The sequence below is a fragment of the Xenorhabdus sp. KK7.4 genome (assembly GCF_963876465.1).
GTDB lineage: Bacteria > Pseudomonadota > Gammaproteobacteria > Enterobacterales > Enterobacteriaceae > Xenorhabdus > Xenorhabdus stockiae.
Window position 1 is genome coordinate 104,274 of sequence record NZ_CAWNQF010000089.1, and the last position, 12,298, is coordinate 116,571.

The window sequence follows — 12,298 nt, forward strand, 5'->3', positions numbered from 1 at the left end:
AGGATTGTTTAGGGATGAGGCAGGAAAAATCGAAAGATAAGGATTTATAATGAAGGCAACAAACCGCGTTATTTTCAACGCGGTTTGTCAGCAGTCTGACGGCCTGATATCAGGCCGTTTTTTTAAGGAAATAACAATCAGGATACCATTACTCTTCGTTCCTGAAAGGACTCATATGTCTTAACAATTTTACCGCTTTCCAGAGTAATCATGCTGTCAGCATATTGAATCAGGCGCTTATCCTGAGAGGCGATAACGACGGTGCCTTTCTGCTCATGAGCGATAAATTTAAAGATATCAATAAACATCTTTAATTCCTGATGGTTCAGGTGACGAGTCGGTTCATCAGCAAACAAGTATTCAGGTCTTTTCACGATGGCTTTTGCCATAGCGGCTCGCTGTCTTTCATTTTCAGAAAGCTCACCTGGATAGTAACGGCTCTTATCACCTAATTTCACAATATCTAACGACTTCTGTGCAATTTTTACTGCCAGCTCCCGGGAAAGGGATAATCCGTAAGAATTAGACAATAACAAGTTATCTAACAGCGTAAGTTCACTGGATAAATTAAAACTCTGGAAAATGAACCCACTACTTTGTGAATGAAACTGACCTAACTCGGAATCACTCATTAGTTTTAGCTTGTTATTATTAATGAATACATCTCCTTGATCTGGTTGTAACATACCCGAAGCAATCGATAGCAATGTGCTGTTTGTGGATGCTTTCGGCCCTGTTATCAAAGTAATTTCACCTGGTATAATAGAAAATGTGATGTCTGAAATCATTTCATAATTAACTGTATTACCAGTTAAACCATATGAAATATTGATAACTTCAATCGATTTAAATTGATTTAAGTTCATATTCTCAACACAATTAGGTTAAAAAGTTAAAGCTTTTTCCTTAAATATGTTATCTAAATCTATTTACAGTATTATTAATATCAATAAGACATAATATGAATTTAAATAGTTCATTTGTGAAATATCTCGGTAATAATATACTAAACTTATGTCAATTATTATTTACAATTATTATATGATAAATGAGATATTTCTTAGTCTTAGAGTAAAATGTTAATGATTTTCGTCGTTACTAAGAAAAAGACAACATACATAAAAAAGGTATAAATTATTCTGTTTTTATTCCAATTTTATAATAAGGAAAAAAGTCATTTTACTCATATAAAAAATATAATGTTTTTTTTACATCACCTCCATCCTTTAATAGAAATCACATGTAAAATGTGTGGTTATCATTGATAATAAAAGAATTTTATATAGATAAATCAACAGGTCCGTCCATTAAATGACTTATCTCCTGACAATTCAAGCCTAAACGGAGAAACCTAAGCATCAAAAAATATTATTAACAGAATCTATTTTGTTACTATTGTAAAAATAACTAAATGAAACATTTAATTAGAGTGCAATCGAGAATAAAACATAAAATAACGAAAATTGCTATAGAAAATAAATCATTTTAATTAATCATTACGCTAATAACAGTTTAGGCTAATAGTATATATACTTTAATCTTTCAAGTTGCCGCCCGGTATAATTGTTTATTTTCGGTTGCTGCAACTTGAAATTTATTTTGGAGAATATGAACAATTGTTAAGACGCTAACATTTCCTGAACCAGTTCTACACACTGAAGAAAACGTTGATCATAATCAGGTGAGTTAACACATACATAATCAATATTATTTTTCTTCAACATACTTTCAAGCAATTGCTGAAACGCTTTACGATCCTGCTCACTTCCCAGGCTTCTTAACCCATCAGCGACCCAAGGGGTGTTATTTTCTAACAGGATGACCAAGTCAAATCGATATTCATCAATCAGAGCCTGAACGAAGGGGTGCTCTTTCCCTTCATAGCGCTTACAAAATGCCTGTGTTGTGACAAAATCAGTATCAATAAAAGCAACTTTGTTTGCGTATTTTACACAAAAATCAATATATTGAGCGTGACCTAAAGCTATTTTATCGTAATCAGAGTATTGCAGCGCCATCTCATCTCCCCCTAAATGGGAAAATACATACTCACGCCCATATTCCCACGCACTGGTTGTGTTAAACATATTGGCCAGTTTATTGACCAGTGTGGATTTCCCGCTGGATTCGCCTCCGAGAATGGCAACCGTACGCACAAAGAAAGGTTTTACTTCTGTTGGAATATATTCCCAATAGCGGAAAGGCGCCTGCCGTATCTGGCTGCCACTGATATTCATAAATGAACGTTGTGGATCGACAAGAATGGTTTCAATGCCAAAATGCTCTTTATAGAGAGGAACGTCTTGTGCTTCGCTGGAATAGATATACTGAGGGTTAATGCCTTTTGCAGACATAAATTGTTTTGCGCTCTGACTCCATTTTTCCCAGCCGTTTGGGTAGGGTTCGATACCTTGTTCATCAAAAGAATGGATATGAATATTTTTCTGATATTTGAATGTTTGTAACAACCATCTTAGGCGATCACTGACGGTAGGTTGCTGAGACATGGAACTGTTGATAAACAACTCCCGATCCCGTAATTCATCGTAACAGAGAAAAACGTGCAATTCATCGACCTGGCTGGATGCTCGCTGGATCAAATAGATATGCCCAGTATGTAACGGATAAAATTTACCAAACACAACACCGATAGTTTTCTTTTCCATAGGGTACGCCAATCCTAAATGTTGATGAAGAGATGCTAATTTCTGTGCACTCGGGCTTTTTATCTTGCCGTTAATGAGCTGGCTTAAATAGCCTTTCGTCATGCCACTTGCATCAGCAACTTGTTGTAAAGTGTGATTCGCCTGTTTAATTGCCTCTTTTAAATAGTCAAACTGCACCATATAACCCCCTATGTTGTTTAGTATACTAAACAACATAGCATGCCAACAGGGAAAGGTAAAAACAAAACTGGCCTTTTATCGGGCTATACATAATGGATTTCAAGGGGCGTCGCGGCGGCAAAGGAGTATATCCCCAGGAACATAGATAACTATGTAACTGGGGTGAACGAGTGCAGCCAACAAAGAGGCAACTTGAAAGATGAGGTGTATATTAATCATCCAGATCATCAAGAACAGACAGAGCATCTGACAATTTTTTAACGCCGAATACTTTCATGTCAGGTAATGATTTTTTGGACATATTGGCATAGGGCACAATTGCCCGTTTAAAGCCATGCTTAGCTGCTTCTGAAATACGCTCCTGACCGCTGGGAACAGGGCGGATTTCTCCTGCCAGCCCGACTTCACCAAAGACAACCAAATCACGGGGCAGAGGACGGTCACGGAAACTGGACACTAAAGAGAGCAGTAAAGCAAGGTCGGCGCTGGTTTCTGTCACTTTCACACCACCCACGACGTTAACAAAGACATCCTGATCAGCCATTTGCAAACCACCATGTTTGTGCAATATTGCCAGCAGAATAGCCAGCCGGTTCTGCTCAAGACCCACAGCGACCCGGCGTGGATTAGGCATCATAGAGTGATCGACCAGTGCCTGAATTTCCACCAGCAGGGGACGAGTTCCCTCCCAGACAATCATGACAGAACTGCCGGAAGTAATTTCATCACCACGACTTAAAAAGATAGCAGAAGGGTTATTGACTTCCCGTAGCCCCTGTTCAGTCATAGCGAATACACCCAGCTCATTAACTGCACCGAAACGGTTTTTATGGCTGCGGAGAGTTCGGAAACGGGAATCGGCTTCACCATCGAGCATCACTGAACAGTCAATACAGTGTTCCAGTACTTTCGGGCCTGCCAGAGAGCCATCTTTAGTCACATGGCCGACCATAATGATGGCAACTCCCCGGGTTTTGGCAAATCGGGTCAGATAAGCTGCTGTCTCTCTGACCTGTGCCACACTGCCGGGAGAAGACTGAATATCAGCCATATGCATAACCTGAATGGAGTCAATAACCATCAGCTTAGGCTGCTCTTGCTCGGCAATCAGGCAAATCTGCTCAATACTTGTTTCTGACAGCATGTTCAGTTTATCTGTCGGCAAGCCTAGCCGGTGTGCTCTCATGGCGACCTGCTGTAACGATTCCTCACCGGTGACATATAAGGTTTTCATTTGTTCAGATAGCAGGCACATGGTTTGCAGTAACAGGGTACTTTTCCCCGCTCCAGGATTACCACCGATCAAAATAGCGCTACCGGGAACGACGCCTCCACCCAGCACTCGGTCAAACTCTTTAAATCCGGTAGAAAATCGGGGCAATTCTTCCAGACTGATTTCAGAAAGTTTTTGTACTTTGCTGACTCCGGTATCCCCTGCATAACCGCTGAAACGTTCATTGCGGGGAGAGGACGCCGCGGCTAAACGGATTTCCGTGATGGTATTCCATGCCTGACATGCAGTACACTGCCCCTGCCAGCGGGGATAATCTGCCCCACATTCGTTACAGACAAATGCCCGTTTTGCTGCTTTTGCCACTCTATTCTCCCTATACTTCCACTAAAATAATTTTAACGTTCTTCGTGTTTCAGGCCACCGCTCAAAACACACAGGACGCCCATTAAATCCGCATGGCGAATACCTACTTTAGCGTGGGTGTACACTTTTGGTTTTGCGTGATAGGCAATGCCCAGACCTGCCTTGCGGATCATTTTTAAATCGTTGGCACCATCGCCTATGGCGACAGTCTGGCTAAGGGGAATATCCAGCTCTTTTGCCAGCCGTATTAATGTAGTGGCTTTGTATTTCGCATCAACGATTGGCCCTTTAATTTTGCCGGTTAATTTGCCGTCCTTTATTTCTAGTTGGTTGGCAACGGAGGCAAAAAGACGTAATTGCTTGCGCAGAGTATCAGCGAAGAAAGTAAAGCCGCCGGAGGCAATGGCAACATGCCAGTCGAGGGATTGCAGTTTGCGGACAAGGCTGGTTAAACCGGATGTAAGAGGCAGAGTATCCATGACTTGCTGCAATATTGCGGCATCAGCACCAGCCAGTTGGGCAACCCGTTGATGCAGGCTTTCTGAGAAATCTAACTCTCCCTGCATGGCCCGCTCTGTAATTTCAGCAACTTTATCACCTACACCAGCCAGTTGTGCAATTTCATCAATACACTCAATCTGAATGGCAGTTGAATCCATATCCATGACTAATAAACCGGGTGAACGCAGACGCGGGATCTGTCCTAACGGAACAACATCCAGGCAGCACTCATCTGCCAGTCGTTTGATACGCGGCGACAAGCTGCCGGCAATGCGAACAACCTGATAATCATCAATGCGCCATGAGGAAACAACAACAATAGCCACTCCCAGACGATGCTGAAAATCACTGATCCGCTGTTTATCCAGATTGCGGCCATACAACAGCCAGCCTCTGTCCCCAGCTCGGTAATCCAGTGGCATGACTTCATCTCCACTGAGAGATAGTGGTAATCCCGGCCATTTATGGATTTCATCGGGTAAGTAACGATAGGCCAGATTGTTAGACATGAATATCGACTCCTGTAATTCCATGTAATAAATAGGGCAGGCAAAAAATGCTTTTCAAACTATCCTATCACTACTGCATCTGGCAACATGGAATGTAACGAGCATTAGGTGGGATAACTATGAGTAAAGCAAAACTAAAATTTCGACTGCACAAAACCGCAATTATCTTAATATGTATAGCATTATTGGTCTTGCTGATGCAGGGGGTATCCTATTTTAGCCGTTCACAACAACAGGCCCATATGGATCAGTTTGAAGATCTGGCAAAGACACTGGCAAAACAGGTTGCATTCAGCCTGTCTGCTGATATGGAGAATGGCAGCAAGGAAGCCAATAATCAAAAAATCATGGATAACCTGAACTATTTAACCAACAAAAGTCGTATTCTCGATGCCAGTGTTTATCTGGAGAACGGAATACTGGTTGCGCGGAGTGGTGAATTGGTTTCTGTTCGGGAGCGGTTATCTTTGGATGGAAAAAAAGCGGGTAGTTATTTCAATCAGCAAATTGTGGTTCCTATACCGGGGAAAAATAAACCGAAAGGTTTTCTGCGCCTGACTCTGGATACACACAGATTGGCAACAGAAGCCAAGCAAGTGGATAATACAACTAATCTGCTCAGAGTTATGTTGTTACTAGCTCTGGCGATCGGCTTTATTCTTGCTCATAATTTATTACAGCTAGCTCCCAGCCGTTGGCAGCAATCCCCTTATTTATTGACTGCCAAAACCAAATCACCGGATGAAAATAATAAAGAAGATGAATCTACCCGTTAACTGGTATTGGTGCCAGAACTCCCTTTATTTAAATATACACTTCGTCTTTCAAGTTGCTTCTTTGTTGGCTGCGCTCGCTCACCCCGGTCACATAGTTATCTATGCTCCCGGGAATTCACTCTCTTGCCGCCGCGATGCATCTTGAAATCCATTGTGTATAAAGGCTATTTAAATAAAAAGTGCTTTGAAAAATAGTTTTTCGGGCAGAAAAGAAACGGTGCTGTATTGATCAAAATGGTCTGCTGACCAAAATGAGGCCAAACACAGCGCTGTTCCTTACCGCTATTTATCGTGATACAACTTGACGCAAATGGAATAAATTACACAATGTAACAGTGCTGCCGCTATTGAACCGTAAAAAATGATGGTGTGATGTGGTAGGGCTGAACTGAGCAGCGGAATGTGATCAAAACGAAAAACATACATATGAAAAGAAATAGCCAGAATTGTCAGTATAATTCCTGAAACATTGTGATAAATATGATGTGATAATAAAAGGTGCTTTATTAAAAAGAAAAAAGGGATAAGCATGAATAAAGAAATTATTATGTAAGTCATTATCATTTACTCCGGTATTATAAAATTTCACCATGAAAATGTTTTCTGAGTATCACTATAAATAAACGCTTCTCCTTTTATTACTCTTGTTTTCCTTTTCTGCTGTGCAATCTATTTTTGCTTTATCTAAAGTGATGGGGTAAAGATAGACCTAACTTTATATATAGATACTAAATATAGTTATTATTTATATTTCCTATAATGTTAATGAGTTTTTTAATTATTACTCTCACTGCGAGAATATAGGAGTATTCTGCTTTTTTATCCAATATTAGTATTCAGTGATTAAATTTTAAGGGTAATGCAACACCAAATATCAGAAATAATAATATAACTAATGTCGTGTTTATTAATTCATATGAGGGGGGAATTGATTGGGTTAGAACCGGGTCTTTAATTTCTGCATTTTTTTCGTCTAATAAATATTGATTATCATAAATACCCGAAAGTATTTTTTCAGCACGTTGATGCTCCGAATAATGAACCAGCAGCTTCACACCACCAAAGGCATGGGAGCACATATAAGTATTCCATACCACTCCTTCATCTAGTATTTGGGCATAGATACCTTCTGATAGCATTCTGCCCCGAATAATATGCGCTTCTATCGGCGACATAAACGTTGCCAGATACTGCATATACCCTCTTTGCGGAGATATGTTCCACATAAGCACCCCTTAATCAAACCGTAGGCAATATTCGTGTCCATTAACCAAAGTATAATTTAACATCAGATATGAGCATATTTAAACAGCCTGAACTCTGTATAAAACAGAATTCAGGCCTGATTGGAGGAACGATTTCGTCGTTTATTAAGGCAGATCATTCGGTGGTTTTATATGAGTATCATCCTAAATTGAGGACTGTCAGATTATAAGTATCGGGATTGGGACCAAGGCGTTTACCAATATCCAATCCAGCCATGATAGTCAGATCCTCTTTCTCCAGCTTGAAATCAAAAACATCAAAGTTTTCTTTAATACGTGAAGGCGTTACTGATTTAGGAATAGCAATCATGCCACTGTCGAGGTGCCAGCGGATAACAATCTGAGCAGGTGTTTTATCATATTTAATTGCCAGACTTTCAACTAATGGATGATCAAAAACACCTTTACCGCCCCGGGATAACGGGCTCCAGGACTCGGTGATAATGTGGTGCGTGGCATTCCATGAATGCAGTTGCCTCTGTTGCATCAGGGGATGCAGTTCGATTTGATTGATAGCAGGCACAATACCTGTTTCTGAAAATAGTTTCTGCAAATGTTCAATATGAAAGTTACATACCCCGATACTGCGGACGAGCCCCGATTCTTTTAACTCAATAAATTGTTTCCATGTTTCAACATACTTATCCTGCTGGGGAACCGGCCAGTGAATTAGAAAGAGATCAATATACTCCAGCTGTAATCTATCCAGACTCTCTTGCAGTGCGGTTTTGGCATCCTGATGGCGATCATTCCACAGCTTAGTTGTGATAAAAACTTCCTCGCGTGGGATACAGCTTTCCCGCAGCGCTTTTCCGACGCCTGTTTCATTGTGATAAATCGCGGCTGTATCAATAGAGCGATAACCCACATTCAGCGCGGTACCGATGGCTTTAACAACCTGTTCATTACTCGCCTGCCAGACTCCAATTCCTAATTGCGGCATGAGATTTCCGTCAACGAGTTTAATAATTGTCTGCTGACCCATTCTTACCTCCTCCAGATTTGGAATATCAGATGGACGCCTCGTAAATCCGCTTGCTAACTTCAAGCGTAATATCCTGGTGTTCACCTAAAGCAACCAAACCCTGCTGTTCTAGTTTTTGGATCATTCCCGGTATAGAACTGCCATCAAGCTGATAATCAGAGAAATGGGTTTTTACACCGAGACTTTCAAAAAATTCACGAGTGGCATGGATTGCCTGATTAATGCGCTGTTCTTCCGTTCCTTCCGTGAAATGCCAGATACGTTCAGCATATTGCAGAAGTTTTGCGTGTTTAGTATCCCGCTTTTCCTGTAAGAGATGCGGCAAAATAATCGCCAGTGTCTGAGCGTGATCTAAATTGTGAAAAGCTGTTAACTGATGTGCCAGCATGTGGGTTGCCCAGTCCTGTGGAACGCCTGCACCGACAAGTCCGTTGAGGGCCTGAGTTGCCGTCCACATAATATTGGCCCGCGCATCATAATCCCTGGGGTTTTTGAGAACCTTTGGCCCTTCTTCCAGTAATGTGAGAAGCAAACTTTCGGCGTAGCGATCCTGTACTTTTGCATTAACAGGGTAAGTCAGGTATTGCTCCAGTGTGTGTATAAATGCGTCAACAATACCATTTGCGGTTTGGCGGGGAGGCAGGGAATAAGTGACTTCAGGATCGAGAATAGCGACTTTAGGATAAATAAAAGGTGATACAAAATGTTGCTTATCGTGTGTTTTCAGGCGGCTGACCACCGAAATATTATTTGTTTCAGAGCCTGTGGCGGGTAGCGTCAGAACGCATGAGAACGGAAGTGCAGAGGTAATGTTTGCACCGCCAGTTGTCAAAATTTCCCATAAATCTTCATGGGGATAATTAACCGCAGCAGCAACGAATTTTGTGCCATCGATGACTGAGCCGCCACCCACAGCCAGTAAATAATTGATATCGTGATGGCGTATATATTCCACCGCTTTGATAAGTGTTTCATAGGCAGGGTTTGGTTCAATTCCGCCGAACTCTTCAACGGAATAACCTTCCAGTGCAGCATAAACCTGAGCAAGAACGCCATTACTCTTAATACTGCCACCACCATAAAGTAGCAATATTCTGGCATCCTGAGGTATTTCATTGCGTAACTGGGCTATCTGCCCTTTACCGAAAATGACTTTGGTTGGAGTGTGTAGTGTGAAGTTTTGCATAACAACAATCCTTACTAACTGAATAACAAAAACTTTTCCCATGTCTTAACATTCGGTTATTGAGTTATGTTGGTTTATTGCAGTGATAGAGTCCACTCTATGCAGGATCATGTATCTTAATGCCAGATTATTGGCTGTATGATGCTTGTCTGAGTGGACTCGGATTGTTTAATTTTTTTGTTGATAAGTTAATAGCTAGAAAAAATAGTGTGATTTTGGGAACAGCGGTCAATAACCGATATGCTCATTTATTTTTGTGTGATGATGCTTTTTTATGACGCCAGTACATCAATAGCGAAGCACCTAGTCCGCTGATTAACAGAATAACAGGTAAGATCATCAAAATATTCATGACCAAATCCTGATGCGCTTTAACAAAGGGTATCTGATTCAGGGCATAGCCAAAACTCACAATTATGATGACCCATAAGAAGCCGCTTAACCAATTAAAAAATTGAAAGCGTTTGCTGTTCAGACCGGAAATACCTGCGAAGGTGGGTAGAAGTGTACGGATAAAAGCGAGGAAACGGCCAATTAACAATGCCGTTAAACCGTGTTTGGCAAATAAGACATTCGCCCGTTGGCGCTGCTCTGCCGGAAGCTGGGCTAGCCAGTTTTTGATCATTCGGGTATGTCCCAGCCAGCGCCCCTGTAAATACCCCAGCCAGCACCCGAGACTGGCTGCAATCGTCAATAATATGACAGTCGGAACAAATCCCATGACACCTTTGGCAATTAAAGCTCCGGTGAGGATCAAAAGAGTATCACCGGGCAGAAATGCGGCAGGCAATAAACCGTTTTCCAATACCAGTGTGACGAAGATAACACCATAAATAATCCAGATGACATCGGGATTGGCGAGTAGGGTAAAGTCATGCTGCCAAAGCGCTTGCACGATCCCGCTTAACGTTTCCATATTTATCCTGTAATTTCGGTACAATATCTTTATGACAATTTTTGTACAACCAGTGTCATACAATCGAATTAATCATACAAGTCCATGTGTTCCAGTGTACCGCAAAACGACAGCAGGATAGTTGATTTGATTCAGCATATACACATCATGGATTACCGGATGCGTTGTGGCGGCGAGGGGAGCAGCCAGCAAAGAGGCACCTGTAAAATGAAGAGTATAAAAATAAATACAGTTAACTCAACGCAATGCGGGAGAAGCCAGCATCCAGATCATCTATTAAATCCTGGGGGTCTTCCAGCCCGATATGCACACGAATTAACGTTCCCGTTTTTTGGGGAAAATCATAATTACGCAGGATTGCCAGTGACTCAGGAGAAATGCCCAGAATGAGTGATTCAAACCCTCCCCAGGAAAATGCCATTTTAAAATAATGCATATGATCCAGATAGTCAGAGAGCTGTCCGGGAGTCAGGCTGACATTCAGCATAAAAGAAAACAGCCCGCAGGAACCCGTAAAATCGCGTTGGAAATAGTTATGACCGGGACAGGAAGGTAGCGCAGGGTGATAAACCTCAGCGACTTCGGGGCGTTGGGAGAGCCATTTAGCAACGATCAGGCTGCTTTCTTCATGCTGTTTTAGGCGGACAGCCAGAGTATGTAATCCCCGATTTGCAGAATAAACGGTGTCAGGATCAGCAATCTGCCCCATCAAATAAGAGCTTTCCCGTAATTGATCCCAACAGCGTTGATTGGCGACAGCCGTACCAAGCATGCCATCTGAATGGCCGATAATATATTTTGTCGCGGACTGAATAGAAATATCGACACCAAAATCCAGTGCCCTGAAAAGAACACCCGCAGCCCAGGTATTATCGATCATAATAACAATATCGGGATTAACCCGCCGGGCCGCCTGTACAATAGCGGGAATATTCTGAACCTCCATAGTGAGGGAGCCGGGGGATTCAAGAAAGATGACTTTTGTGTTTGGCTGAATGAGTGAGGCAATCTCTTCACCGAGCCGAGGATCAAAATAATCAGTGGAGACTTGCATCTTTTTAAGAATATTTTTGCAAAATTCCTGAGTCGGTTCATAAGCTGTACCGGTTAGCAGAACATGGTCACCTGTTTCTACAAATGCCAGAATGCTGTTGGTAATAGCGGCAGTACCCGAAGGATACAAAGCACAGCCCACTCCACCCTCCAGTTCAGCCATTGCTTCCTGAAAAGCAAAATGCGTCAGAGTGCCACGGCGCCCGTAAAACAGCTCACCGTTAGCCCGATTTTTTATCGCATGCCTCATATCCTCAACCGTTTTGAAAATGACGGATGAAGTGCGCTGGATAATAGGATTAACCGCTCCCTGTGTGTATTTATGCTTTCTTCCGACGTCTACCAGTCTGGTTTCTAATTTTTTTTCTGACATATAACCCTCCCCCTGACTCATCACGATTGCTTAAATAATCATTAGCAAGTTAAAAGAATAGTCAGGTTTTTTACAAAGGGATTCTTACAACTTGACAAAAATTCAAGGTGAGTGAGAACGGTAAAAAAGAAAAAATGGATGGGATAACCCCTTTTTATTACCACTTTTTTTATTAAATAGTAATGATAATTACTATCAAATCGCGCAATGTCTGATATCATTTGGAACGGACTTTTTCCCTTATGTGATGAAAAACATGAAACTGGGCAAAAAGTGATAAAACATATACCT

General features: G+C 41.6%; 10 protein-coding genes. 1 reads left to right on the plus strand and 9 read right to left on the minus strand.

Going from position 1 to position 12,298, the window contains the following annotated elements; all coding sequences use genetic code 11:
• Window positions 1-137: 137 nt before the first annotated feature.
• The 4 genes from AACS90_RS15945 to serB form a co-directional block, all read right to left on the minus strand.
• Window positions 138-866, minus strand: a complete 729-nt coding sequence (locus AACS90_RS15945; protein WP_099108788.1) for an ATP-binding cassette domain-containing protein — start codon at window positions 864-866, stop codon at window positions 138-140.
• Between the two features lie 753 nt (window positions 867-1,619).
• The gene (gene nadR, locus AACS90_RS15950) at window positions 1,620-2,846 is read right to left on the minus strand and encodes a multifunctional transcriptional regulator/nicotinamide-nucleotide adenylyltransferase/ribosylnicotinamide kinase NadR (protein ID WP_099120681.1); all 1,227 of its coding nucleotides are present in this window, start codon (window positions 2,844-2,846) and stop codon (window positions 1,620-1,622) included.
• A gap of 211 nt (window positions 2,847-3,057) precedes the next feature.
• The gene (gene radA, locus AACS90_RS15955; RefSeq protein WP_099120682.1) at window positions 3,058-4,443 is read right to left on the minus strand and encodes a DNA repair protein RadA; all 1,386 of its coding nucleotides are present in this window, start codon (window positions 4,441-4,443) and stop codon (window positions 3,058-3,060) included.
• 32 nt (window positions 4,444-4,475) lie between these two features.
• Window positions 4,476-5,453, minus strand: coding sequence for a phosphoserine phosphatase (serB, locus tag AACS90_RS15960; protein WP_099120683.1), 978 nt, complete (start codon window positions 5,451-5,453; stop codon window positions 4,476-4,478).
• A gap of 119 nt (window positions 5,454-5,572) precedes the next feature.
• On the opposite strand from serB, the gene AACS90_RS15965 reads away from it, so the two are divergent.
• A complete protein-coding gene (locus AACS90_RS15965; protein ID WP_099120684.1) occupies window positions 5,573-6,229 on the plus strand; it encodes a YtjB family periplasmic protein in 657 nt (218 codons plus the stop codon).
• A gap of 836 nt (window positions 6,230-7,065) precedes the next feature.
• On the opposite strand, the gene AACS90_RS15970 is transcribed toward AACS90_RS15965, so the two are convergent.
• The 5 genes from AACS90_RS15970 to metC all read right to left on the minus strand — a co-directional run bounded on the left by AACS90_RS15970 (window position 7,066) and on the right by metC (window position 12,007).
• Window positions 7,066-7,425 (minus strand): DUF2007 domain-containing protein, encoded by a 360-nt coding sequence (locus tag AACS90_RS15970; protein WP_241538183.1) that lies wholly within the window; start codon window positions 7,423-7,425, stop codon window positions 7,066-7,068.
• Between the two features lie 208 nt (window positions 7,426-7,633).
• Window positions 7,634-8,479 (minus strand): 2,5-didehydrogluconate reductase DkgA, encoded by an 846-nt coding sequence (dkgA, locus tag AACS90_RS15975; protein ID WP_099120688.1) that lies wholly within the window; start codon window positions 8,477-8,479, stop codon window positions 7,634-7,636.
• A 25-nt stretch (window positions 8,480-8,504) separates the two neighbouring features.
• Window positions 8,505-9,665 (minus strand): alcohol dehydrogenase, encoded by a 1,161-nt coding sequence (yqhD, locus tag AACS90_RS15980; protein ID WP_099120690.1) that lies wholly within the window; start codon window positions 9,663-9,665, stop codon window positions 8,505-8,507.
• 244 nt (window positions 9,666-9,909) lie between these two features.
• Entirely contained in the window at window positions 9,910-10,581 is a 672-nt protein-coding gene (locus AACS90_RS15985; protein WP_099108779.1) for a DedA family protein, read from the minus strand.
• 232 nt (window positions 10,582-10,813) lie between these two features.
• On the minus strand, window positions 10,814-12,007 hold the full coding sequence (gene metC / locus AACS90_RS15990; protein ID WP_099120692.1) for a cystathionine beta-lyase: 1,194 nt from the start codon (window positions 12,005-12,007) through the stop codon (window positions 10,814-10,816).
• Window positions 12,008-12,298 lie beyond the last annotated feature (291 nt).

Coding starts and splice junctions, on each gene's coding strand:
- dkgA (WP_099120688.1), bottom strand. CDS start 8,479: ATGGGTCAGCAGACAATTATTAAACTCGTTGACGGAAATCTCATGCCG.
- AACS90_RS15970 (WP_241538183.1), bottom strand. CDS start 7,425: ATGCAGTATCTGGCAACGTTTATGTCGCCGATAGAAGCGCATATTATT.
- AACS90_RS15965 (WP_099120684.1), top strand. CDS start 5,573: ATGAGTAAAGCAAAACTAAAATTTCGACTGCACAAAACCGCAATTATC.
- AACS90_RS15945 (WP_099108788.1), bottom strand. CDS start 866: ATGAACTTAAATCAATTTAAATCGATTGAAGTTATCAATATTTCATAT.
- nadR (WP_099120681.1), bottom strand. CDS start 2,846: ATGGTGCAGTTTGACTATTTAAAAGAGGCAATTAAACAGGCGAATCAC.
- serB (WP_099120683.1), bottom strand. CDS start 5,453: ATGTCTAACAATCTGGCCTATCGTTACTTACCCGATGAAATCCATAAA.
- AACS90_RS15985 (WP_099108779.1), bottom strand. CDS start 10,581: ATGGAAACGTTAAGCGGGATCGTGCAAGCGCTTTGGCAGCATGACTTT.
- yqhD (WP_099120690.1), bottom strand. CDS start 9,665: ATGCAAAACTTCACACTACACACTCCAACCAAAGTCATTTTCGGTAAA.
- metC (WP_099120692.1), bottom strand. CDS start 12,007: ATGTCAGAAAAAAAATTAGAAACCAGACTGGTAGACGTCGGAAGAAAG.